22 protein-coding genes are annotated in these 25,105 nt (G+C 48.5%); 5 read left to right on the top strand and 17 right to left on the bottom strand.

The genetic code is table 11. From position 1 onward, the window contains the following. From BTA35_RS13890 to BTA35_RS13845, 10 genes are all read right to left on the bottom strand, one after another. Nucleotides 1-828, bottom strand: a complete 828-nt coding sequence (locus BTA35_RS13890) for a DUF3450 domain-containing protein (RefSeq protein ID WP_078320422.1) — start codon at nucleotides 826-828, stop codon at nucleotides 1-3. Between the two features lie 189 nt (nucleotides 829-1,017). After that, nucleotides 1,018-1,812, bottom strand: coding sequence for a metal ABC transporter permease (locus BTA35_RS13885; protein ID WP_078320421.1), 795 nt, complete (start codon nucleotides 1,810-1,812; stop codon nucleotides 1,018-1,020). Next, nucleotides 1,802-2,425, bottom strand: a complete 624-nt coding sequence (locus BTA35_RS13880) for an ATP-binding cassette domain-containing protein (RefSeq protein ID WP_078320420.1) — start codon at nucleotides 2,423-2,425, stop codon at nucleotides 1,802-1,804. The genes BTA35_RS13885 and BTA35_RS13880 overlap by 11 nt, the downstream gene beginning before the upstream one ends. After that, nucleotides 2,403-3,308: a metal ABC transporter substrate-binding protein gene (locus tag BTA35_RS13875; protein WP_078320419.1), complete on the bottom strand. Its 906-nt coding sequence runs from the start codon at nucleotides 3,306-3,308 to the stop codon at nucleotides 2,403-2,405. Before BTA35_RS13875 ends, BTA35_RS13880 begins: the two co-directional genes overlap by 23 nt. 165 nt (nucleotides 3,309-3,473) lie before the next feature. After that, entirely contained in the window at nucleotides 3,474-4,760 is a 1,287-nt protein-coding gene (locus BTA35_RS13870; RefSeq protein ID WP_202931271.1) for a putative porin, read from the bottom strand. A gap of 134 nt (nucleotides 4,761-4,894) precedes the next feature. After that, the gene (locus BTA35_RS13865; RefSeq protein WP_078320417.1) at nucleotides 4,895-5,356 is read right to left on the bottom strand and encodes a KilA-N domain-containing protein; all 462 of its coding nucleotides are present in this window, start codon (nucleotides 5,354-5,356) and stop codon (nucleotides 4,895-4,897) included. Between the two features lie 291 nt (nucleotides 5,357-5,647). Next, nucleotides 5,648-7,090 (bottom strand): hypothetical protein, encoded by a 1,443-nt coding sequence (locus BTA35_RS13860; RefSeq protein WP_078320416.1) that lies wholly within the window; start codon nucleotides 7,088-7,090, stop codon nucleotides 5,648-5,650. A 92-nt stretch (nucleotides 7,091-7,182) separates the two neighbouring features. Then, nucleotides 7,183-7,863: a YbjQ family protein gene (locus BTA35_RS13855; RefSeq protein ID WP_202931270.1), complete on the bottom strand. Its 681-nt coding sequence runs from the start codon at nucleotides 7,861-7,863 to the stop codon at nucleotides 7,183-7,185. Continuing rightward, entirely contained in the window at nucleotides 7,860-8,186 is a 327-nt protein-coding gene (locus BTA35_RS13850; protein WP_078320415.1) for a hypothetical protein, read from the bottom strand. Before BTA35_RS13850 ends, BTA35_RS13855 begins: the two co-directional genes overlap by 4 nt. Further along, complete coding sequence (locus BTA35_RS13845; protein ID WP_078320414.1) at nucleotides 8,183-8,560, bottom strand: hypothetical protein; 378 nt, start codon at nucleotides 8,558-8,560, stop codon at nucleotides 8,183-8,185. The genes BTA35_RS13850 and BTA35_RS13845 overlap by 4 nt, the downstream gene beginning before the upstream one ends. Here BTA35_RS13845 and BTA35_RS13840 point away from each other — a divergent pair. The 3 genes from BTA35_RS13840 to tal all read left to right on the top strand — a co-directional run bounded on the left by BTA35_RS13840 (nucleotide 8,550) and on the right by tal (nucleotide 11,551). Beyond that, nucleotides 8,550-9,122: a DUF4760 domain-containing protein gene (locus BTA35_RS13840; protein WP_078320413.1), complete on the top strand. Its 573-nt coding sequence runs from the start codon at nucleotides 8,550-8,552 to the stop codon at nucleotides 9,120-9,122. The genes BTA35_RS13845 and BTA35_RS13840 overlap by 11 nt on opposite strands. A 332-nt stretch (nucleotides 9,123-9,454) precedes the next feature. Continuing rightward, nucleotides 9,455-10,477: a tRNA dihydrouridine(20/20a) synthase DusA gene (dusA, locus tag BTA35_RS13835; protein ID WP_078320412.1), complete on the top strand. Its 1,023-nt coding sequence runs from the start codon at nucleotides 9,455-9,457 to the stop codon at nucleotides 10,475-10,477. A gap of 120 nt (nucleotides 10,478-10,597) precedes the next feature. Continuing rightward, nucleotides 10,598-11,551 carry a transaldolase gene (tal, locus tag BTA35_RS13830; RefSeq protein ID WP_078320411.1) on the top strand — a complete coding sequence of 318 codons (954 nt, stop codon included), beginning with the start codon at nucleotides 10,598-10,600 and terminating at the stop codon, nucleotides 11,549-11,551. A gap of 84 nt (nucleotides 11,552-11,635) precedes the next feature. On the opposite strand, the gene BTA35_RS13825 is transcribed toward tal, so the two are convergent. Together BTA35_RS13825 and BTA35_RS13820 are read right to left on the bottom strand one after the other, a co-directional pair. Next, nucleotides 11,636-12,151: an STAS domain-containing protein gene (locus tag BTA35_RS13825; protein ID WP_078320410.1), complete on the bottom strand. Its 516-nt coding sequence runs from the start codon at nucleotides 12,149-12,151 to the stop codon at nucleotides 11,636-11,638. 1 nt (nucleotide 12,152) lies between these two features. After that, nucleotides 12,153-13,310 (bottom strand): PP2C family protein-serine/threonine phosphatase, encoded by a 1,158-nt coding sequence (locus BTA35_RS13820; RefSeq protein ID WP_078320409.1) that lies wholly within the window; start codon nucleotides 13,308-13,310, stop codon nucleotides 12,153-12,155. 272 nt (nucleotides 13,311-13,582) lie between these two features. Between BTA35_RS13820 and BTA35_RS13815 the strand changes: the two genes are divergently transcribed. After that, a complete protein-coding gene (locus BTA35_RS13815) occupies nucleotides 13,583-13,924 on the top strand; it encodes a PilZ domain-containing protein (protein WP_078320408.1) in 342 nt (113 codons plus the stop codon). A 78-nt stretch (nucleotides 13,925-14,002) separates the two neighbouring features. Here the strand turns inward: BTA35_RS13815 and BTA35_RS13810 are convergent, their stop codons facing one another. From BTA35_RS13810 to BTA35_RS13790, 5 genes are all read right to left on the bottom strand, one after another. Beyond that, a complete protein-coding gene (locus BTA35_RS13810) occupies nucleotides 14,003-14,737 on the bottom strand; it encodes an MlaA family lipoprotein (protein WP_078320488.1) in 735 nt (244 codons plus the stop codon). Nucleotides 14,738-14,801: 64 nt separating this feature from the next. Continuing rightward, on the bottom strand, nucleotides 14,802-15,746 hold the full coding sequence (locus tag BTA35_RS13805) for an alpha/beta hydrolase (protein WP_078320407.1): 945 nt from the start codon (nucleotides 15,744-15,746) through the stop codon (nucleotides 14,802-14,804). Further along, nucleotides 15,746-19,738 (bottom strand): ATP-dependent RNA helicase HrpA, encoded by a 3,993-nt coding sequence (gene hrpA, locus BTA35_RS13800; protein WP_078320406.1) that lies wholly within the window; start codon nucleotides 19,736-19,738, stop codon nucleotides 15,746-15,748. The genes BTA35_RS13805 and hrpA overlap by 1 nt, the downstream gene beginning before the upstream one ends. Nucleotides 19,739-19,985: 247 nt before the next feature. After that, complete coding sequence (locus BTA35_RS13795; RefSeq protein ID WP_078320405.1) at nucleotides 19,986-21,677, bottom strand: AMP-binding protein; 1,692 nt, start codon at nucleotides 21,675-21,677, stop codon at nucleotides 19,986-19,988. A 422-nt stretch (nucleotides 21,678-22,099) separates the two neighbouring features. After that, on the bottom strand, nucleotides 22,100-23,725 hold the full coding sequence (locus BTA35_RS13790; RefSeq protein WP_078320404.1) for an acyl-CoA synthetase: 1,626 nt from the start codon (nucleotides 23,723-23,725) through the stop codon (nucleotides 22,100-22,102). A 413-nt stretch (nucleotides 23,726-24,138) separates the two neighbouring features. Between BTA35_RS13790 and BTA35_RS13785 the strand changes: the two genes are divergently transcribed. Then, nucleotides 24,139-24,894, top strand: coding sequence for an alpha/beta fold hydrolase (locus tag BTA35_RS13785; RefSeq protein WP_078320403.1), 756 nt, complete (start codon nucleotides 24,139-24,141; stop codon nucleotides 24,892-24,894). The last annotated feature ends 211 nt before the right edge of the window (nucleotides 24,895-25,105 follow it).

The following is a 25,105-nucleotide window of genomic DNA, read 5'->3' as shown; positions in this document are numbered from 1 at the left end:
TTAAGCATCACCTTCAGTGGAAGCGGACACGGCAGATGGCAGAGGTAACGGCAGGTTAAGTAGCTCAGGAACAATTTGTTGACGCGCCATAGCAATCGCATTTTTCAGAACACGATTTTCATCGCCATCCAGTGCCTGCCACCGCTGTGCATCAGGCAGCCAGAGACCACCCGCTTTACCATTGGCCGACTGGTAGTAAAGCGCCACGCGACCTAAACGCAGAAAAGTAACCCGACGCTGACCCGCTTCAGTGGTGACCTCGCCTTCATACGCCTCCAGACTGCGGCCATAATCCGCCTCTACCTGATAGGCCTGTAAAATCAGACGGTATTTTTCCGCCAGACTAACATCAGCCCGATCCAGCAGCACCTGAAGCCGGGCAACCCGCTGCTGACGCTCATCCAGCAAGAAAGGCTGATCCTGAGCCACAAACTGGTCCAGAGTTGCCACCATGCGCACCAGCATCGGTAGCAGAGAGCGATCGGTATCCTCCAGAGACTGAATCTGGCGATCCATACTGGTCAGCTCATCTTGCTGACTATCAATAAGACGACTCAGCTGGCGGTTATAAGCCTCTGTGGTTTCAGCCTGACGCAGAACTTGCTGATATTCCTGATACAGGGCGCGACTCTCTACAGACAGGTCATCCACTTTTAGCTGGGTTTCAGCTCCCGAGCGATGAACCTGCTGCACAGCGTTGATACTTTGATCAACGGCCGTCTCACTGGCATGAGCTTTTGGCAAACCGAACAGTAGTGATATAAAAACTGTCGTTGCTATAAAAACAGGGGCAACGACAGACTTGAGCAGATAGCGGTAAAGAGACATAGACAGATCCGTGTTTGTGCTGAAGTGACAACTCAATAGCGCTATGATATTGAGAAACACACGCCCTTGCAAATACGAATTACTATCATTTGTTGATATTTTTCGTAAAGACAGCTGACAATTCAGACAACAATCAGAAACTTCACTCAGGTGTGTAGACCGTTACGCAAAAAAAGAGGCGCTGCGCGCTTACCGGAAGTAAGCCCGTACAAGAGCCGTTAACCGATAAACAGCATAACCCCACAGAAAACAGGCACAGCCCCCAAGAATCAGCACAGGTGCAAAAGGCTGGTCAAGCCAAAGCGCCGTAAACCAGGCCATCAAAAATAACAGCACCCCCAGAGAAATACTCCAGCAGAGAAAAGAGGATAGCCCCCGACTCCAGTATGCCGACAACCAGGCAGGAAATAGCAGTAAAAACAATGAGGCAGGAAGCCCCAGCAGATAACTGCTTAAGACCACCACACACAACAGCCATAGCGCCTCCGGCAAACGCTGAAGCACCGTTAGTGGTGGCCCATAACAATCCGGTGCCAGCTGACTTTGTTGCCAGACCTTGCGTAACAGCGGAGCCAGTACCAGAGTCAAGCCACCCAGTATCAGCAGCCAGAGCGCATCACTCCGAGCGACATAATAGATATCACCGGCCAACCAACGGTCCGCTGAAGTGTGCAGATGCGCTGTGTTCGCTAACAGAGCATTAATCAGCGCCCCACCCAGCAGAAAAATTAACAAAATCCGCTCGGGCTTCAGACGGACAGCGTACTGAATCCACCAATAGATCCCCCCGGCCAACAAAAAGGCTACCGGGAGTATTGGCAAAGCCAGGGCTGCCGCCAGAATCCCCCCTGCCGCCGCACCTTGTGCAATGGCCAGTCCCTGTACCGACGCTGAGCGCATAAAAAGAGACGCACCGGCAAGCCCCAGTAAAATCGAGGCTCCCAAACCGGATAAAAAAGGCCAGAGCCAAAAACTATCCAACATTGTTGATGGACTCCATTAGCCGCTGCATGGGACAAGCCGTTAACGGTAAACCCTCGACAAGCTCATCATCATGGGTCGTGATCAGCAAGGCACAGGCTTCCGGCAGCTGCGACAACTCCGCCACCAGATCCCGCTTTCCGGCCTCATCCAGGTGATTGGTGGGCTCATCCAGCAGCAGCAGATCCGGTTCACTTGCCAGGGCTGCCGCAAGACGTACCCTTTGCCATTGCCCACCGCTCAACGTATCCAGGCGTTTACCCAGTAAACCTGCTGACAAGCGGCACTCTGACGCTTTAGCTCCAACAAAAATATTCATCCAGTCCCAGCCATTCAGAGGCCAGAGCGCAGGCCGCGGGTGCTCCTGCGCTAAAAACAGATAGCGGGATGTGCCCCGATCAAGGGAGCCGCGGATCAAGGAAACTTGTCCCGACAGGGTTTTCAGCAGCAACGACTTACCGGCACCATTGCCCCCGGTTAGCGCGATTTTGTCTCCGGGGAGCACCCTTAGATTCAGAGGGCCAATATGTGTATCCGGTGCCGAGGGGTAGCCGATGCATGCCTGATGCAAAGAAACCAGAGCAGACCCGGTGTCACGATTTCTGTTCAAAAGCATTCGCCCAAACCTGCAGTAGCTCTTTATAGCCATTCCAGTCCGGGGTTTCCGGCTCAAGGGGTAAAGCATACGTTGGCCAGCCTAAACGCTCGTTCAGAAAACGCGCGCCCTGATCCGGGTTAAAACGGGCATATAACACACGGGCTGGCTCCTGTTGCTGGTGTTTCTCAACCAGCTCACGCAGGTGTTTAGAGGTTGGTGGCAAACCCGGTAAAGGCTCCAGATAACCAATATTCTGCACCGGTAGCCAGGCTTCAAGGTAATCAACATCTTCGTGATAGGCGATAAAGCGCTGACCGGGAATCAGTTGTTCAGACAGGTATTCCGCTGTTTGCTTTAACGCTTGTTCCAGGTGATAGGAGCGCTTAATCAAGAGCGCTTTCTGATCCGGAAAAAAGTGCCCGAGACGGCGGGCAACAAGCCTTGCCGCTTTCGCCATGCGTAGCGGATCAATATTAAAATGCGGGTTTCCATGACGATGCACATGACCGGCATGGGGGCCGGTTGTGGTAATAGAAGGGCGAAGCTGCAGAGACGCAGCAAGGCTTAAACGCCCCGGCTGACCGCTATTAATGTCCGGGTTGGCTGCGTTAGCCGTTATCGCAGGCAGCCATCCCTCCTCCAGTCCGGCACCGGTATCAATTAAAAGATCGGCTCTTCGCACGGCGGCCATAAAGCTTGGCCGGGCATCCAGGTAGTGCACATCCCGACCGGGGGATGCCAGTACTTTCAGTTCAAGCTGCCGCTGTTCCACAAGCGGCTGAGCGATCTCATTCACCAGCATGCCTAAGCTATTGGTAGTCACCACAACACGAACCGGCTCACCGGCGCTGGCGTTGAGAATGGGTAAAAACGCGATAAAAAACAGAAACAGACGCAACATAAATATCAGCCTGATAAAACACGAGTGAAGGAGAAATACCAACGGAAGAAACCGGCAGAAAGGAAACCTGTAGTCCAGAAGACCCAGGCGTAGATATTTCCTTTCTGCCAAAAAGCCCGATCCAGGTCGGGCTCAGATCAGCGTTGAGACAACGCTGTCGAAAGCTTAAAAGTTGTGAGCACCATGGGCACCCAATGCAACATTCAGCTGAAGAACAACTTCATTACTGCTGCCATCATCACCGGCAAAGTCTTTATGGTTAAACTGAGTTCTCAGGAAAACAGGCTCAACCGGGCGCCAGGTGATCTGTCCTGAATACTTGTAAGAAGCATCCAGAGAGTCCAGTTCAGTATCATGGCCGCCGCCCCACTTCTCATTAATCAGGCCCAGTGCTTCAGCCCGAAGACCTACCTGCCAGCGCGGTAATACGCCATAGACACCTTCAACATAAAAGCCATCCTGTTCTTCCGTATAGGAATCGCCTTTTATTGCGCCTTCAAGATGATAATCGCCATCCTCTTCATGGTAGTCACCACTGTACTGAGCAAGATCCCGTGCTACGTAGAAGTATTCAGATGTGATGCGCAGATCCCCCTCACCATAAGCCTTACCGGAGGAATACTTATAAACGCCATCCACGCCAGCAAACCAGCTGCTGCCAATCTGAGCTGTGGTATGAGGTTCTGTGCCATGGAAATGTTTGTCATACCCGCCGACATACTGATTGGCATAACCACCGGATAATCCGAGCTGCACCGCATGATCAGCCCCCAGATCCGGGCCGTATTTCATAAAGGCTGTAACAACACGTGGCCCACTGTCCTGCTCTTCCAGAACATCTTCCTGTTCTGCATAAGCATCAAATGTATTGCCCTGTCCCTGCAATAACTCAACACCCAAAAGTGCGTAGTTTTCAGTAGGCAGCTGCCATGTACCCTGCAAACCAACATCCTGCAAACCATGGTCACCAAACAGATACTGATTGACCAGAGGACGGTCAGCAAAATCCCAGCTGTGATTATGACGGCTGTTCGCATAACCTATATCGGACAAGAACTTACCGAATTTCAGCTGGAAACCAGCAGGAAGTGAACGGGTCTTAACCCAGGCTTCCTCAACAGCGACATCACTATCATCAAAGCCCAGCAACAGACGACCATCCAGCAGAGCACCCAGGCCAGCATCAATTGCCAGTTCAGAATGACCAATGCCAAAGCCTTCCTCAAAACCATGCTGATGACCTTCATCCCCATGGTCATGATCGTGATCATGCCCGCTATCACCAAACCCTTCAGGGGAGGACGTTCCAGAACTCAGTTCGTTATAGAAGAGCCCCTCAAGAATAATAGAAACATCAACATCGCTATTCCCATGATCCGCTGCCACAGCAGAACCACTGGCTACCCCAACCGCCAGGGCGAGCAAACTTTTCTGTACCGATTTTTTGATCACAAAACACCTCATTAAGATATGTTACAACATAACATTTCGTGCAATCTAATATAGTAAGCAACCTTAATCAAGTCATAACCGCTTTATTGTCTGGCCTGCATAAATAGATTTGCTGGCAGGTCTGTTCTTTATACTTACCGAACCTGAGCGAAGGGGTAAAAGGCGGGGCTTTCCCGCTTAGCCAGAACGGCCCGACCGTCTGAGGTGTAGCGGCCAGTCAGGTAAGAGGTTTTGCCCTTGGTCAGGGCGGGCAGACAACGCATTCTCTCTGAACGGATCGCCTGCTTCGGTTTAGACTGATTGGACATTTGATCAAAGGCAAGGATCACATGCAGATGGAACTTAGGGCTGATCCTCGTGGCGTAAGAAAATACCAATTCCCGACAAACCCATGTACCAAGACGCGGCTTCTGTGAAATAGACGGAATTCCGTCTTTTTCAATTTCGGCAATTAATTCTTTGGTCTGTTCGTTGGTAGTCCAATAGCGAGGGCTGTGCTTATTCAGTCCGCCGCTGGCTTTGTGTAAATCATTGAGGGAGTACAGGCCATCCGCAGAACGGATGTTTTCTGAAAAGATCGAGAGTTGAGCAGCCATAGGATTGGCCTCCGTTACATTTTTCTCAAAATACCCATTCTCACGTGGGTGGTCAGGAGGTTGAGAACGGCTGTAACGACCGCGGACTTATTCCCCTTGCGGGTATTTTATTCGTCGCCCTCCCGACCATAAATGGCGCACTAAGGGCGCTATTCGGGTAGGGAATTAGTCAAATTTCAGGCACAAAAAAACCAACACTTTCGGGGTTGGGTGCGTCCGGTTACAGCAAAGAGGTTCTCACGCCTCAGGTGGGAATGCTGGAGGATTTGAGGCATGATTGCAAGGGGGAGGCTAAGATTGCTTTAAGTATTTAGTATATACAGAATTCCCAAATGCGCGAGAATCTGGACCATAACTGTCAAAAAAACTTTTGATTGTAACTATATAATCATTTTTAGAGGGGGCTGTAGCTAGAATCGCTTCCATCGTCTTAATATCTTTATCAAGCTGATCTATCTCACCTCCACTACCAACCTCTTCAATTAATTCGTCAAACCTTGACTCTGTTGATTTTAACTCCCGTTCCACCTCAACCCTATAACTATTAAGCAAGTCAATAACAACCCTAAAGTCCAAATGCTCAAAAAATGAAGAATTCGTAACAAAATTATTGTAATCAACAAAAGCCTTACCAAATGACACATTCACAGGAGAGCAATTAACAAACATATAGAAAAGAGTTATATCAGAAATAAATGACCTAAATTGACGATAATACCTTCTCTTTATCTTATTATTCTCTGTGGACGCAGAAATTTTTGCTGCCTCAAAATCCTCAAGCGTATTACCAAATAAAAAATCATCAACCTTATAGTAAGGAAAATCATTTTCTATTAATTTAAAAAGCTGATACATCATGATATTGAGCTTAGAAACCCTGCCATCCGTGTGGAGAAGAATATTACATATAGATTCCACACTAAATTCATCAACTTTAACCGAGATCAGGCTGAGCAGTTCTTCCTGAGCACCTCGGATATTTGTCTGTTCGGATAAGATACGATCAAGCATCGTGAAATATGCATTTTCAAATTGTTGAATACGCTGATTGCGCTCTTGCTCCTGAAGCGCATTTGCCGTGCGTTCGTGCTCAAGACGAGCACGCTCAAACTCTCTAGCCGTAATATCCAGCTGCTTGGTTGCTTGGTCTAACATTTCTCCAGAAAGCTTGTTGGCACTTTGAGTTTGCCTGATTGTCATCAACAGCAAAACAATACTGACAAAGGTAAGGATAGGTGTCAGCGTACCGCCAAAGAAATCCCCAAAAGTTCCAAGATGTTCAATCAGGGAAGCTCTAACCAGATTTCCTTCATCATCTACATCAACTTTGAAGCTAACGAATAATATTTGCATTAAAACATTAACGACAAGGACAAAAGGAACAACAAAAACTGTTGCTTTAATTGTTTTCCTTAAAAAGGATGAGAAATCACCTAGCCCTCTATCCTCAACAAATAGATCAATCCCACTGCCATAATTGTAGACCGCAAAGTTTGAGACCCACATAGCAATTGCACAGCTAATTAAAAACAGGGCTAACTCATAATCAACAACTTGCAATCCATTCTGATACTGAACATAAAAACCAGAGATAAAACTAATCGCAGCAGTCACCAACAACTTGCCAGAAAAACCTGAATTCATAGAAAATCTAAGCGGTAGGTAAGCAATCAAAAGAACAACGCCTAATGCAAAAAAGAAAAAAGTTACTCCACTGATATAGGACTCACTCACTTCAATATCCCTTTCACCATTAACCTATCATGAAAATACAGTCAGCTTGCGACTAAAACAACACGATCTGAGACCAGCCAGCTGCAAGAGCTTTATTCTGCTAAAGCCTCAATAACAACAGCCGTTCCTGTTACCGCAACAAACAACATCGACTTACCACCGCCGGAAAATTCGCTGTAATCAAGGCTAACACCAATAACGGCATTAGCTCCTTTTTGATACGCTTCTCGCTTTAGATCGGTAAGGCTGGCGGTGCGAGCATCACGTAAGGTGCTCTGAATTGCGCCGCTGCGGCCACCAACAATATCAGATACAGATGAAAACAAGTCTTTGAAAACATTCATACCAAAGGCACACTCGGCACCGATAATACCTAAGTTTTTTACAACACGGTAACCATCTACTTCTGGCGTGGTTGTCAGTACGATATTTTCTAAGTTTTTCAACTGGTTGAACTGATCATCAACAGAGTCAAAGCGGCCTTTAAACTCTTCGGCATCTGGGTCAACTTCAAAGAAGGTATTTTCAACGTCAACCGGTAACAGCGACAAGCCCAGAGATCCAGATGGAAGGGTCACTTTTTTCAATTCACCCTTTCGGGATAAAGTAATCGTACAATCAGCACCATTCAACATTTGCATTAAGCTGATGAGTTCATCAACTGAGTCCAGTTTGTGCTGATTCAGCCCTATCAATACATCATCTATAATGATTCCGGCCTTGTGGCCATTGCCATCAAAATTAACAATATCCCGAACACGAAGTCCCTTCATTTCTTTACTCCATCAACACAGTTGTTGGTAATTAAGTTGTATACCCCTTTACCACCTGCCTTAGTCTCACTTAATGCCTTATTTGCAGCATCAATGCCATCATAATCGCCGTCATTTTTGTGAATATAGATAGTGCCATTATTAGCGTGACGCTCATTAAAGCTGTTGTAGGTCACAACTTGATAGCCAGTGTGCACGCGCTCTGCAATGTACACCAATCCATCTTTGATATTTTTACCAAGAACAATCGCATGGTGTTTTGGCCCAAGATGCTCTAAGCCTTTGCTAATTGCAAAAGGCGATTCGACAACCTGTAGTGTCAATTTGAATTAAATCCATCTACCCTAATTTCCTCTTTAAGGTCAGTAGACCAAAACTCACTCAAGTCAAAAATCGGATACGCAAAAGAAAGCCACTTGGCCGGAGCATCCCTGATCGCATTCAATAAATCTTGAGTTTCTTGTGCGTTGCGCGTAGCAATTTCACACAAAATCACCACGGTTTTCGTGACAGATTGAGAATCATACACGATATTACCGCAACAAATAATTTGAGGAACAGGGTTAGCTCCGGTTAAACTGGGGTTGTTGATTACAAGCTTTGCTTGTAGCCCGCCAACTAACTTACCTAAGGGGTGAGACCATGCCGTACAGAAGTGATGATTACGAGGGCTTCTAGTGACGAAGATGCCTTCCACAAAGGACGCTGAAGGCTTTATTAAACCCATAGCAGAAGAGGCCACACAGCAGGCCTCTTTGTTTTTGGGAGAGAGCATAGGCTTTTGGGTTCAGACTGCAGCGATTGTCCTGACTGCTTTTTTCGCAGCTTGGGCTGTATTTTCTGCCCGACAGATGACCCGCCGCAAAAACTCTGCTGATGTCATTTTCAACTCCAAAAATGACAAAAAACTTCGTGACGGCATAAAAACCATTAGCCAGTTACACAAAGATTCTACGGTTGAACTTGCACAATTCGCCTACGACCTGTCCAACGACCAGACCAAAAGAGATCAAGCTGCGTCGATCAATTACGTCTTGAACTACTACGAGTATGTTGCCGTTGGTGTTAAGCGGGGCATCTATGATGAAGCGATCCTCAAAGATTCCAGCTACTCAACTTTGGTGCATATGTACGAATTCTGCCAGCCCTACATTGAAAATGTCAGACGTCAGAATCAGCGGCCTACTACGTGGTGTGAATTTGAAGCGTTGGCTCAGAAATGGCAGGACAAACCGCTAAAAGCCAAGCGTAAAAGATAAAGCCGAGCAAATTGCTCAGCAGGATAACCTCTGATCGCATTCGATTGTTCACAAAAAAACCTCCAGACTATCCCCTCCCACAACCATTTTTCTCACCATGCGCTTAATTTTATCGTGAAGCTTTTGCTCTGTGTTGCGTGCCCTTTTTTGCGTACAATGGCACGCCATCGTGTACCACGTTTTTGAAAAGTCGCCATCAGCACACCAGTCCTTGAGAGAATCATTCTCAGCCGTGTACCTGGTGCACTAATGGTGCACTAATTTCGATATTCTGGGGTATTTCAGAGTACCCACAGTGAAAACTCAACTGAATAGAACCCGCTGAAACCTGCATGAATACTGAAAAAAGCCCAATTAGCCGCCATCGCCGTTTTTCCGTCGCCCCCATGATGGACTGGACTGACCAACACTACAGGTACTTTGCTCGCCTGCTGTCCAAAGAAGCCTTGCTGTACACAGAGATGGTGACCACCGGCGCGATTCTGTTTGGTAAAGACCCGGACCGTTTTCTGGCCTACAACCAGGAGGAGCACCCGGTGGCGCTACAGTTGGGCGGCAGCAACCCCGGTGATCTGGCGAAGTGCAGCGCAAAAGCCACCGAATTTGGCTATGACGAGATCAACCTGAATGTGGGCTGCCCCAGTGACCGGGTGCAGAATAATATGATCGGAGCCTGCCTGATGGGGCACGCAGATCTGGTCGCTGAGTGCGTGTCTGCGATGCAGTCAGCAACCGATACGGAGATAACGGTAAAGTGCCGGATCGGTATTGATGAACAAGACCCGGAAGAAACATTACCTCAATTTATTGAGACCGTAGCCAAAGCAGGTTGTAAAAGTTTTACACTGCACGCCCGAAAAGCCTGGCTTGAGGGCTTAAGTCCTAAGCAAAACCGTGATGTACCGCCTCTGGATTATGATCTGGTTTATCGCATGAAACAGGCATACCCGGAGCTTGAGATCATGATCAATGGCGGTATCACCACTTTTGACCAGATGGCAACGCATCTGGAACATACAGATGGCGTTATGGTGGGCCGTGAAGCTTACCAGAACCCTTATCTTTTAGCGGAAGTAGACCGCAAAATTTTTGGCCTGGATACACCGGTTATCAGCCGTCATGATGTCCTGGTTAAAATGCTGCCTTATATTGAGCAACAGCGCTCAAAGGGCACCTACCTGGGTCACATCACCCGTCACCTGCTGGGTATTTTCCAGGGCTGTCCGGGGGGGCGTAAATTCCGTCGCCATATCAGTGAAAATGCTTATAAAGAGGGTGCAGGCCCGGAGGTTCTGGAGCAGGCGATGGCACTGGTGTCTGAGCAGGCGATACAGGATGCAGCCTTCAGTGAGTAAAACTTGCCGTAGATCGTGATCCACTTCAGATAATACGACCTGCACCACCTTAGTGCTATTGCGGTTCTGTTGAATTCTCTTTAAAAATAAAGAACTTAACGAACCGCAGGTAAAATCACCATGGCCAGTAAACTGGAACAACTGCGTCAAATGACGGTTGTCGTAGCCGACACCGGCGATATTGATGCCATCGAACAGCTAAAACCACAAGACGCAACCACCAACCCGTCACTGGTGCTTAAAGTAGCCGATAAACCCAGGTATCAGAGTCTGATTGAACAGGCGGTGCAGCAAGCTCAGCGGGAAACCCCTGACCCTGAGCAGCAAAAGGATTACGCCGTTGATCGAATCGCTGTAGCGATTGGTGCTCAGATCAGCGCTATCATTCCCGGATATATATCAACTGAGGTGAGTGCTCGCCTCTCGTTTGATATCCGGGCGACCGTTGAGAAAGCACGGCGTCTGATAGCACTGTACCAGGAGCAAGGCGTAGGTCGTGAGCGGGTACTGATTAAAATAGCTGCGACCTGGGAAGGTATCAAAGCCGCAGAGATTCTGGAGCAGGAGGGGATCACCTGTAACCTGACGCTTATTTTCTCTCAAACCCAGGCTGTCGCCTGCGCTGAGGCCGGAGCGACCCTGATCTCTCCTTTTGTCGGCCGTATTCTGGACTGGCATAAAGCAGCCTATCCCGATCAGGATTTCACTGAAGAAAAAGACCCTGGCGTGATGTCAGTGCAGCGCATCTATAACTACTACAAGCAACATGCTTACAACACCATTGTAATGGGCGCCAGCTTTCGCAATACCAGTGAGATCGAACAACTGGCTGGCTGTGATCGTCTGACTATCAGCCCGGCACTACTTGAGCAGTTGGCTGCAGACAATGCTCCATTGGAGCGTAAGCTCCAGGTGAACAAACCTCAGGCACCTCGCCCAGAAGCATTAAATGAAGCGGTATTCCGGTGGCAGATGAACCAGGACACTATGGCGACAGAGAAGCTGTCTGAAGGTATCCGCCAGTTTGCTGCCGATCAGGCAAAACTGGAAACCTTACTGGCGCCACTGTTTTAAGTTTCCGACAAAAAAACAAAACCCTGAATCAGTCTTTACACAAGCTGGTTCAGGGTTATATCGCCAGTCATAAAACCTGACGGCTTAGTGGAAGCTCTTAAAGTCCGGCGTTACTTTACAATTTTCCAACGCAAAAACGACCGGCTCAAACTCTTCTTTATTACGCGGGTTCAACCCCATCAGGATGCGGTGCGCATCAATCACTTTCTGTCGAATACTGTCAGCACACTCATCATCCGGCACCGGAGCCTCCTCCAGCGAATAATCCAGAGCGATGGGCTGATAACGCAGATTAAAATAGTGATCAAACCCCATGCTATCCAACACGCGGGTAATATCATCCCGGGTTGATACGATCATAGGCTTACGGGACATCGCCTCTTTTGCATTGACTGCAATCTTTGCCAGTAATCCCAAAGCGGTACTGTCTATACCCTCTGTTTCCGTCAGGTCAATCACCACAGACTTCAGATCACCACCGCCAAAAATTCGTTTCAGCAACGAGTCAATGGTTGTGCACAGTGTAAGACGTACATCACCTATAAATTTGAGTACATATACACCGCGGTTTTCCGCAACCAGTATTTTGCCTTCTTGCATATTAAGAACCTGATACCGCCAATAAGCTGACATCGTCAGGGGCATCCTGCATGCCTAACTCGGTAAAGTGTTTCACCATAGCGTCATGTCGCCCTGCAAATTGAGTTGCTATCTCCAGCAAACATTTCTCTTTTTCCACCAGAGAGCTTTTTTTGATCACTTCAAACACACCGTCCGAAAAGAGTGTGAGATGGTATCGCGGGTGCAACAATAACTCAAACTCCTCATAGGTCGCATCCGCAAAAAGTCCTACAGGCATACCTTTACCCTTAAGATATCTGGCCCCCTGCTCCTCATCAAACAGAACAGGGTAAGGGAAGTGAGCACCATTACAGTAGCGTAACTGCCGACTCCGGCTATCCATCAGACCAAGGAAAATCGTCAGATGCTTGCCTAAACCCGTTTCAAGAAGCTCGCTATTTACCCTTGCCAGAATATCAGCCAGCGATATCTGCCCGCCAAGTTTAAAGGCCCTTTTAGCGTAACGGCGTATATATACCCGTAACAGAAGGGTGATAAAGGCAGAGGATGCACCGTGACCGGAGACATCAGCAAGATAAAACATCACCTGATGCTTACCCACAGGGAAATAATCGACAAAGTCACCACTAAGGTATAGTGAAGGACAGATCATGTAAGCGAAGTTATGCGGGTGAAATACCCAGGGGGAGTCCGGCAGCATTTTTTGTTGCACATAGCGTCCCGCCTGCTGATCCTGCTTCAGCAGATCCAGGCTGGTCATCAGCTCAAGATTCAGTTTCTCCAGCTCATCATAGGTTTGCTGACTTTGCAGTAGTGCCTGTTTCCGACTGACGGCCCGTTGCAGCACCAGCACCGCAAGAGACGTGTTTTGCTCAGGGTTAAGTAAATACTCGTCAGCACCAGCCTCAAGAGCCTTCATTAGTGTCTCTGACTGATCCTCGTTACCAATGACCACAAGAGCATATAAACGGGGTGCAACGAGCCAGCTTTCCAGAGAAAAGAGATCATTCGGACCGGTTATTTCGTAGATAACCAGCCGAGTAGATTGGGGCAGTTCCGTCGGAGAGCGAAGCTCAGGCAAGACAGCAGGACTCAGAGCCTCAACGAGCTCAGGAGAAAGAGGCTTGTCAGCAGAAGAGGCAGAGACATAAACTGCATCCATCAAGGGTGTAAGCATAAATTCCAAATATCCTTAGAGTATCTCAGGTAATGGCTTAGCAGGTCTGTTGCTATGCGTTCACGTTATCCTGAAATTCACGTTAGGGTTGTACTACCTGAGCTGCACACAGGCTTTGTTCTGCATCAATAAGTACTGCATATCATGAAGTAACTTACACCAATTAGTGTAAACCCTATCACAGACAAGTGAAATGAAGATCGGCCTTGGTTTACGTGCTGTAAAAAATGTAATACTTTAAATATTTATTTGCTGGCAAGGGGAATTTGGGCATGGAGTTTTTTCTACCGACAGGTGAAAAAAGGGCTTTTCCAAGAACACGGCTCAACCTGAACTGCGAGCTAAGATTTTCAGATACACAAAGCCAGCTGGACGGCCAGTGCCTTGATCTCAGCACCACGGGTGCCAAAGTCCTTTTTTGCGAAAAGGTTGCCTCCGGTGCCCAGGCTTTTTTCAGGCTGAAAGAACATCTGGGAAAAGAGCCTTTTGAGGCAAGAGTGGAAGTCACCCGGGTTGAATACTACCAACAGGACACCCGGGAAGGTCAGGGAGATTCGCACAACATTCAAAACCCCCGCTACTGCGCAGGCCTGAAAATTGTGGAAATTCTCTGATCAAAGATGGGCTATCCGGGCTATTGAGATACGTTCTTCTCCATGCGCCGGGCTCAGTGGCTGCCCGTTAAAACAGATTCAGAAATCATCATCAAAGTCGGTACTGTCGAAATCATCAAACCCTGCATCAAAGCTATCCTCAACCTCACCATCTTTGATCTCGTAGTTCCGGCTCTGAAGATAAGCATCCCGATAAAAAACGTACTTATCACCACTTATCAGGCTTTCTTTATTCAGAAGACTCTCCCGCCGATGCACCAGATCCAAAGCCAGAACACCATAGGTCTCCTCTTCTGTCAGCGGTGCATACCGGATCAGGCTCAACTGATAATTCGGATAAATGCTCAGGGAGTCCCGTAACGTGCTGGGGCCCAGAAAGGGGATCACGACATATGGGCCACTCCCAACCCCCCAAACAGCCAGTGTCTGCCCGAGATCTTCACTATGCTCTTCGATATCCAGCCAGCTGGCCACATCAATAAGCCCAAAAACCCCGACCGTTGAGTTAATCACAAAACGGCCGGAAGATCTCAGTGCATCTCCGGGTTTTGCCTGCAACAGATCATTCACCACAGTAGGCACTTCACCCAGGTTACTGAAGAAATTACTGATGCCGGTGCGGACAAAGCGCGGCGAAATAAAGCGATACCCTATAGCAACAGGCCTTGCAACATAAGTATCCATGACTTCATTAAATGCATGTACATTGCGATTCCACCCCTCCCAGGGGTCTCTGTCATCACTGGCTAAAGCCGGCAGAGAAAGAAAGCACAGGCTGAAGATAAAAGATATTTTTGCTAACAAATAACGCATCAAAAAACCCAGACGTTGCTGAAGAACGGCCACAGGAAGGCAGAAATACCTGCCACAGAGTCAGTCATAAGGCTACAGAAGCACCTTCTTTTTGAGGCAGAACTTCTTTCATCCATTCGAGAATTAACGGGAAGTAGTCCTCTTCTGCCTTCAAATGTGTGCATAACTCATTGCGCGCATAGTTAGTCTTATTCCCCACTTTAGCTCCCAGCTTGATCATACGGCCATTATGGTACCCCAGCTCAAACATGTAGGCGCGACAGTCATGCTCTAAGCCACGCCAGGCTTGCTTAAGGGTGACAAAATAAAGGCTTGGCGGAAGATCAAGCTTCTCCATTGCCGCCAAATAGTCAAAACCATCCCACTCATCGACCCACTCATCTGTTCGCCATTCAAGGGCATCAGAGTAAAGCGGTAAAGACTCATTCTGCTTACCCATTCTGAAACGTTGAGAGGGTACAAACCCCATCAGTTTTCCAAGCCGGGGCATCATGCGATGTTCCAAAAACTCATACCAGAAATTTTTACGCTTGCCGCTGGGAACCAATGCCCGTTGCGGACAAAAATGCATAATCCCACGCACTTTTTCCAAAATATCAGGCTGTCGTGCAATCATCGCACTCCACAGCAGGCTGCCAAACTGGTAGCCCACCAGGTAGATATCCTGATGACGGCAGCGTTTTTCCACGGAAGACCATAACAATGGCAGGTCTTCCAAAAGCACCTGCTTAAGGCCAAAAGGCTCAAGCTTAAGCTGCTCATTGGAAGCATCACGCCCACGTAACTGACAAACAAACACGTCATAGCCTTTCTCGGCCAGGTAGTAGGCCAGGCCTCCACCTCTTACCTGATCAAAGAACACATCACTTCCCTGCATCAGGCCGTGCAGCATAAGCACCGTCCCTTTTACCTCGCCATTACGAGGTGTAAAACGATGCAGCCCCGCTGTCATCATCGGGGTCACGGGTAAAGAGATACGCTCTTCAATAATTTGGCGATCTAAAGCCATCAGGTTAACTCACTCCATAGTTTATCCAGTCGTTTTGCCGATACTGGTGTTGCCGTGCCAAGTTGCTGTGCAAACAGAGATATCCGGTACTCTTCCAGCATCCACCTGAAAGGCAACAGTCGATGGGCGCTGCCCTCACGCTGTTTCAGTTGTTCTGATTTTGTCTGGTACTTTTCCCAAAGCTCCGCCAGTTCCTGACTCCAAAGCTGATCACGCCCGCGGTTGATGCCGGCTTTATCCAGACGAATCAGAATACCCTCCAGATAGCGCGGCAGCTCCTCAAGCCACTCAGGCCCGGTCATGTGTAAGAAACCAGGATAAACCAGATGTTCCAGCTGACTCCGGATATCACTGTAAATAAACGCCAGGGCCAAGGGGATTTTACCTTTTAAGCGCTTCTGAATCTCATGATTTAATTTGAGAATAGTGTGGCTGAGATTTAATAAAGCCTCTGCTTCTTTGCCAATCAGGTCTTTCTTACCCTTTAACAAGGCATCGAACGCCTTAATATCTCTGGGCAGTTCTGCAGATCTGAAGACATGGTCTGCTTTAAATACCCGGTCAAAGGTCGCCAGCTGCAAATCCTGCACAAACTGCTCTTTTTTACCCAAACTGTTAAACAGTAAAGCGGTTTGATTCAGCTGCGGCAGAGATTTTTCAATCCATTTCACCTGCTGAGGCAATGACAACATTAAAAGGCGTCGTACACCGGGCCAATGACAGGCATCGGCTTCGCCCTGAAGGTCAAACAGACTGACATCTACAGATGTTTTTCTATCCACCAGTGCCGGAAAAGCTTTTAGGACAATTCCCTGCTGCTCCTGTTCCAGTACATGGGGCAAATTCAGATCTTCCGGCCACTGGGTTAGCCCCTGACGTTTAAAGCTTTCATCACCGCTGATACGCACCTGCTCCACAGAATGGCCGGAAAACTGCTCCACCAGCTCTGCCAGCCTCCGGGATTGCCCGATAACGTTTCCCTTCGCATCCACAACCTGAATCAGCATTTGCAGATGGGGTTCCAGAGTGTCGGTTTTCCATAATAACGGATCGATCTTCAGCCCTGTTTTCCGTCGCAGACGCTCCGCAAGGTGGTCCGTCAACGGCTCATCACAGGGTTCCAGTAATGGCAAAATCTGATCAACATAGTCAGGGATGGGGACAAAATTTTTCCGCACCTGCTTTGGAAGGTTCTTGATCAGGGCGATGCATTTCTCCCGCAGCATACCCGGTACCAGCCACTCCAGGCGGTGCTCATTTACCTGCTGCAGACCCGCCACCGGCACCTGAATACACACACCGTCCTGCTGCTTATTATCAGGCTCAAACTTGTAATCCAGCGCCAGGCGCATTCCCTCAAGGCCAAGCTGATCCGGATACTGGCTCTCAAGCGCAATTTCATCCGGCTCCCTCTGCTTTAGGGCGTTCGGATCAAAGAACAGCGTCTCCGGGTTTTCCTTTTCAACCGTTTTGCGCCATTTCTCAAAACTGGCACCGTTATATATCCCTGCGGGAATGCGCTCATCATAAAAGCGGAATAAGGTATCATCATCCACCAGAATATCCCGCCGACGCACCTTGGACTCCAACTGTTCCACATCAGCGATGGCCTGCCGGTTGTAATGGTAAAACGGGGCTTTGCTGTCGTACTCCCCCTCCACCAGTCCACTACGGATAAAGATCTCCCGCGAAACATCCGGATCAATGGGGCCATAATGCACCCGGCGTCCCGGCACCACAGGAAGACCGTAGAGTGTCACTTTCTCATCGGCGACAACCTGAGCCCGCTTCTTTTCCCAGTGGGGTTCACTGTAGCTGCGCTTGGTCAGATGCCTGGCGTAACGCTCAACCCATTCAGGCTCGATTTTTGCCACCTGCCGGGCGTAAAGCCGACTGGTTTCCACCAGTTCTGCCGCCATCAGCCACTTAGGTTGTTTTTTAAACAAGCTGGAACCCGGAAAGATATGGAACTTACGGTTACGGGCACCTAAATACTCCCGGTCTTCCAGTTTCATACCCAGATGACTGAGCAGGCCGGGCAGCAGGGATTTATGCAGATTTGCGCTCCCCGCCGGATTGCTGTTGAACTCCAGTTTCAGCTCTTTACTCATCAGTTTTAGCTGATGGTGTACATCCCGCCACTCCCGCATACGCAGATAGGAAAGGAAGTTTTTATGACACCATTTACGGAACTGGCTATTAGTCAGCTCCTGCCGTTGCTCTTCATATCCGTTCCATAAATTCACATAGGCAAGGAAATCGGAATTCTCATCCTTCCATTGCTTGTGTTTCTCGTCTGCGGCCTGCTGTTTATCATGGGGACGCTCCCTGGGATCCTGGGCACTCAGAGCACTGGCTATGATCAGAACCTCATTCAAGGCACCATGCTCCGCTCCGGAGAGCACCATACGGCCAATACGAGGATCAATAGGTAAACGCGCCAACATGCGGCCATTTTTAGTCAGCCGCTCTTTTTCATCCACTGCCCCCAACTCATGCAGCAAGCGAAAGCCATCACGGATAAAGCGATTGTCCGGTTTATCAACAAAGGGGAAGGACTCGATCTTACCCAGGCGCAAATTCAACATCTGCAGAATAACCGATGCCAGGTTGGTGCGACGAATCTCAGGATCCGTAAATTCAGGTCGCCCCATAAAATCTTCTTCACTGTACAGCCGGATACAGCAGCCCTCAGCAATACGACCACAGCGCCCTTTACGCTGATTTGCACTGACCTGGGATATCGCTTCCACTGGCAGGCGCTGCACCTTAGAGCGATAGCTATAACGGCTGATACGGGCAGTACCAGGGTCGATCACATAACGGATGCCCGGCACCGTGAGAGAGGTTTCGGCAACATTGGTGGAGAGCACAATACGTCGGCCAGAGTGCGACTGAAACACTTTATTCTGTTCTTTGGCACTTAAACGCGCATACAGCGGCAAAATCTCCGTACCGCGCAGATTAGCCCGGCGTAGAACATCTGCGGTTTCCCGTATCTCCCGCTCACCGGGCAGAAAAATCAGAATATCACGGGGGCCGGTGGCCCATTTGCGTTCACGCTCGATCTGTTCAATCTCTTCCACCGCTTCAAGAATGCCCTGATGCAGGTATTGGTCAAAATCGCGCCCCTCATCCTCTTCCAGCTCCATCAGAGGACGATACAGTACATCCGCCGGGAAGGTACGACCGGAGACCTCAATCACAGGGGCGTTACTGAAGTGTCTGGAAAAACGCTCCACGTCAATGGTTGCCGAGGTGATAATCAATTTCAGATCAGGCCGCTTGGGCAACAGCTGCTTCAGATATCCCAGAAGGAAGTCGATATTGAGGCTGCGCTCGTGGGCCTCATCGATAATGATCACTTCATAACGGTTCAGGAAGCGGTCATTCTGGGTTTCCGCCAGCAGGATACCGTCGGTCATCAATTTAACCAGAGTGTTCTCTGTCACCTGATCGGTAAAACGCACCTGATAGCCTACCTGCTCACCCAAGGGCACCTTGAGTTCTTCTGCCACACGATCCGCAACCGTTCGTGCCGCCAGTCGGCGAGGCTGGGTGTGGCCGATCAGACCTTTAACACCTAAGCCAAGATCCAGGCAGATTTTAGGAATCTGAGTCGTTTTACCCGAGCCGGTTTCCCCGGCAATTACCACCACCTGATTATTTTTGATCGCTTCAGCAATATCTTCTTTCTTCTGGCTGACCGGCAAGTTTTCCGGGTACTCTACCGCAGGAATCAACCGAGCACGCTGAGCTGCTTTTCCCGCAGAACGCTCAATTTGCTGAGCCAACTTCTGCTGCTTATCCGTATCTTTCTGCTTTAATGCCTGACGCCAACTCTGTTGCAGGCGGAAGCGATCCTTCAGCAAAACATTATCCAGCAAATCATTGATCCGGCGAATATCAGGCTTCTTTTCAGGTAAATCTGCCTGTTTAGCATTGCCGGACAGCTGGGGTGTTACTGGGGTTGGGATTTTGTCTGAAGCCATGCAGGAAGAAACCTCTGGAGAAACTCAACGCGCCTACGGTAAAACATAGCGATTGCTAGGGATATCACAATTGAAGGGCGGCATTTTACCCTGTTTAATTGAAAAACACAGAGGATTTACAGGACAACCTGATTTACAAGGTAATCCCTTTCTCCCCTGTGACCGGAAACCTAACAGAAAAACGCAAAAAAGGGGCCGAAGCCCCTTAATCTGAAATCATCATCTAACCTGGATAAATATGCCTGCGTCAGGCAACCTCTTGCTGTTTAAGCTTTTCCAGCTCGTCATCCCGCAGTGTACGGCGCAGCACTTTACCCACGTTAGTTTTTGGCAGCTCATCGCGGAATTCAACCTGCTTAGGCACTTTATAGCCAGTCAGATGACTCCGGCAATACTCCTGAACCTCTTTAACGGTCAGATTTTCATCCCGACGCACCAGAAATACCTTAATCGCTTCACCGGTTTTTTCATCCGGAACACCGATTGCAGCCGCTTCAATAATTCCTTTATGGGAGACGATCACATCTTCCACTTCATTCGGATATACATTAAAACCGGAAACATTAATCATATCTTTCTTACGATCGACAATACGGGTAAAGCCATCATCCTGAACAACAGCCATATCTCCGGTATGCAACCATGCATCAGCATCAATCATATCCCGGGTCGCTTCTTCATTGTTCCAGTACCCCATCATAACCTGCGGGCCTTTCACACAAAGCTCACCAACATCACCGTGGGGCAGGTCATTGCCTTCCTCATCAACAACTTTAAGATCCGTTGATGGAACCGGCAGACCGATGGAGCCTAACTGAGAGCGGCACGGAATATTAAAGGTCACAATAGGCGAGGTTTCAGTCATACCGTAACCTTCGTTAATGTGGCAATCCGTGATCGCATGCCACTCCTCTTCCGCCGCATGCGTTAACGCCATACCACCGGAGATGGTCAGTTTCAGCTTAGAGAAATCCAGCTGTTTAAAATCATCCCGGTTCGCCAGTGCCACAAAAAGTGTGTTCAGGCCAACAAAACCGGTGAACTCATTTTTGGCCAGCTCTTTAACAAAAGCAGGCAGATCCCGCGGATTGGTTACCAGTAAGGAGTGATTACCGGATTCCATCAGTACCAAACTGACCGTAAAGGTATAGATATGATACATAGGTAACGGCAGTACAACGCTCTCTTTACCTTCATCCAGAATGGTATTCAGGATAATGCGTGCCTGCAGCATATTCGCCACCAGATTGCGGTGACTCAACATAGCACCTTTAGCGACACCTGTAGTACCGCCGGTATATTGCAGTACTGCCAGATCTTCGGAATTAGCGTGGTATTCCTGTAACGGCAGTGCTTTTCCGGCAGATAAAACATCACGGTAAGGGATCGCATTCGGAATACTGTAACCCGGTACCATTTTTTTCACATAACGCACAACAGAGTTAATCAGAGTGCGTTTGACGAAGCTGTGCATATCACCCAGTTCAGTGATAATCACATGCTCAATCTCAGTATCCGGGATTACTTTTTCCGCCAGGTGCGCCATATTGGCCAGCACAACCAAGGCTTTAGCACCTGAGTCCTGGAACTGATGACGCATCTCACGCTCGGTATACAACGGATTGGTATTCACCACCACCAGCCCGGCCCGAAGCGCACCAAATAAAGCAATCGGATATTGCAGCGTGTTCGGTAGCTGGATCGCAATACGCTCACCCGGCTTGAGTCCGAGGTGGTTTTGCAGGTAAGCCGCAAAATCACGGGCCAAGACATCCAGCTCAGCAAAGGTAATGCATTTACCCATATTGGAAAAGGCAGGGCGGTCAGCAAACCGCTTACAGGCCTCGTCGAGAACATCCAGCACGGAACTATAGGCCGTCAGGTCGATCTCACTGGAAACGCCTTCCGGATAACGCTCTTTGAAGAACGGACTCATCATGACTTCTTCTCCCGTTTCTTTATTTTTATTGGCTCACTTCGCAAGGGAGCTACAGAGGTTGTTGTCTTAATACGCACCAACATAAACCAGTTACAAATAAAAGTAAAACAAACGATTGAAACGCACGTTTGTTTTATTAATCAGATAAAGCTGAACTATTACGTTTTTACGACTAAAGTACCATCACTTTTAATATCTAGTACCGTCACTTTTAATATCTAAAGGTTAACACTGCCACAATGTAATACTTAATATTGTAGAAGAGCAGTAACAGAAAGAAAGCAAAGGGGATCGCAATACGTATTCTGATGCCCGGACCGGACAAAGCGTAGAGACAGAAAAACAGAGCTGGCCGGAATACGTTATTCCAACCAGCCCTGTCTGTTCAGAGGAAGATTAATCTTTAAGGCTCTTTGGCTCGATTAAAGCTCTTTGGCTCGATCCCGCAGCATAAACTTCTGAATCTTACCCGTGGATGTTTTTGGCAGATCGCCAAACACCACATTTTTTGGTGCTTTAAAGTTTGCCATGTTGTCACGACAGAACTGAATCACTTCCGCTTCGGTCAGTTCAGCATCCGGGTTCAGTGCCACAAATGCACAGGGTGTTTCACCCCACTTATCATCAGGCTTGGCCACAACCGCCGCTTCCATGATTTTCGGATGGCGATAAAGCACGTCCTCAACCTCAATGGAGGAGATATTTTCACCCCCAGAGATAATCACATCTTTAGAGCGATCCTTGATCTCGATATAACCATCTTCATGCCATACCGCCAGATCACCGGAATGGAACCAGCCACCCTCAAATGATTCATCTGTGGTATTCGGGTTTTTCAGATACCCTTTCATCACCAGGTTACCGCGAATGAAGATCTCACCCATGGTTTTACCATCCTGAGGTACCGGCTCCATCGTGGTTGGATGCGCAACCATCAGGCCTTCCTGCATAGGCGCACGAACACCCTGACGCGCTTTCAGCTTAGCACGCTCGCCAGCAGGGAGATCGTCCCACTCACTGTGCCATTCACACAGTACACACGGGCCATAAGTTTCTGTCAGGCCATAAACATGGGTCACTTTAAAGCCCATACCTTCCATGCCTTCAATCACAGAAGCCGGTGGCGCAGCACCTGCTGTCATCACTTTAACTTCGTGATTGATGCCAGCCTTCATCGACTCATCAGCGTTGTTCAGCATATTCAGAACAATAGGGGCACCGCAGAAGTGGTTAACGCCCTGTTCTTTAATTGCTTCATAGATGGGTTCCACACGAACATGGCGCAGACTAACGCTGACACCACAAGCCAGAGCGACACTCCAGGGGAAACACCAGCCATTGCAATGGAACATCGGCAGTGTCCACAGATAAACAGGGTGATGCCCCATATCCCATGAGATCACATTGCTTTGCGCATTCAGATAAGCACCGCGGTGGTGGTACACCACACCTTTCGGATTACCCGTTGTACCTGACGTATAGTTAAGTGTGATGGCATCCCACTCATTTCCCGGCATCTCCCAGGCAAAGTTTTCATCGCCCTGGGCGATAAAGTCTTCATAATTGGTATCGCCAATCAGTTCGCCGCCTTCATAGAAAGGATCATCAATATCGATAATGCGCGGCTTGTTGTGCAGCATTTTTACTGCACGGCTGATCACATCGGAAAACTCACGATCAACAAAAATAACCTTAGTCTCTGCGTGCTGCAGGATAAAAGAGATCGCTTCCGAATCCAGGCGGGTGTTCAGTGCATTTAAAACCGCACCGGACATAGGCACACCAAAATGCGCTTCAAACAGAGCAGGGATATTAGGTGACATAAACGAAACGGTATCACCTTTCTCAATACCTGCTTTTTTCAGTGCTGAGGCCAGGCGCACCGCACGCTGATAGGTCTCTTTCCAGGTAATTTTCTCGCCGTGGTGAATCTGAGCCGTGTAGTTAGGGTACACGGAAGCCGCACGTTTCAGATAGCTTAACGGAGACAGTGCCTCATAATTCGCTGGAGTCTGTTCCAGACCCATATCGTAAATATTCTGATGCATCGAAGATACCCTTGTTTCTGAGCCCTGTTATTATTCTAGGCGTTCTGAGGTTTTTAGTTATTTTCTGCAGACAGGTACGTTGCACAGTGTAAAGAACACTGTCAATGACCCACCCGGACGGGTACTAGTGATTCAAACCGGCACCTGCACAATGCCTGATCATGGCCTGACAAATAAAACAGCGAAACTGCCTGCCAGTACTTAACACACCTCGTACACGGTTTAGTATGTGAATTAAGCATTACGCTGCATCGCAAAAGAATCAGACTTTAGTTGAGTCAATAGCTGATTTTCCTAATAATTTGCGACCATGCAGTCATAATTTATTAGTTTTTTTCCTCAACACCTGTGTTTAAAATCAAAATCCAGCAAACATTGCTATCTCATTGCTTTTTTTCAGGGTTATCCAGTTGATGCGTGCCACACCGGTTTTACTTCTTCACAGCTCCATGAGCAGCGGCCAGCAATGGCAGGCTTTGCGCCAATCTATCGATCTGCCGTCCACTGCACCTGATATTTCAGGCTATGGCAATGCTGAAATGCCCGGTAACGCCCGTCATGAGCATCAACTGCAATTTGAACTGGATCGACTAGAGCCCGAGATCCCGGCAGGCCGGTTCCACCTGGTTGGCCACTCCTATGGTGCCGCCACTGCGCTTCGCCTGGCCCGCTTGTATCCTGAGCGCGTGGCCAGTCTCTCACTTTTTGAGCCTGTCGCTTTCCACCTGTTGGCTTCAGACCACCCCCAATATAATGCCGTTGAAGCACTCAGCCGGAAAATCGAGTCCTTTATTGATCAGAATCAAACTGCAGAAGCAGCGGACCGTTTTATTGATTACTGGAATGGACAGGGCACTTTCAAACGCCTCAATGAAAAAATGCAAAAAATATTTTGCCGGGGCATTATCAAAGTTGCCTATGATTTTACTGCCCTTATGAAGGAGACCTGTCAGCCGGCTCAGCTGGCAAACATCCGCTGCCCCGTTCTTTTAATGGAAGGCTCAGACAGCCAACCATCCGCACATGCTGTGATGGATACCCTGAAAGCCACGTTCCCAAAAGCTGAACACCACCTTTTGCCCTGTGGTCATATGGGACCACTGACTCACCCCGATCTTGTGAACCCACTGGTCAGTCGATTTATTGCAGCGCACAATAAAGCAGGCTAATCTTGCCGGTTATTGAGCGGTCCAATAAAACATGATTTTTTGACCGTTTTAAACAAAAGTCAGCGGCGTCTCTCTGAGATAAATTGAGAAAAATCAGCTCTGAGGCAAGATTACATAAGGCATCATTATCACGTAATATCCGTGCTGTTAATCTTAGTTCAAACATAGCGCGCTATGATAAGACACTAAAAGTAAACGATATCTGGAGATA

The organism is Oceanospirillum linum (assembly GCF_001995095.2).
Taxonomy (GTDB): Bacteria; Pseudomonadota; Gammaproteobacteria; order Pseudomonadales; family Halomonadaceae; genus Oceanospirillum; species Oceanospirillum linum.
This window is presented reverse-complemented; position numbering and strand designations above follow the sequence as displayed.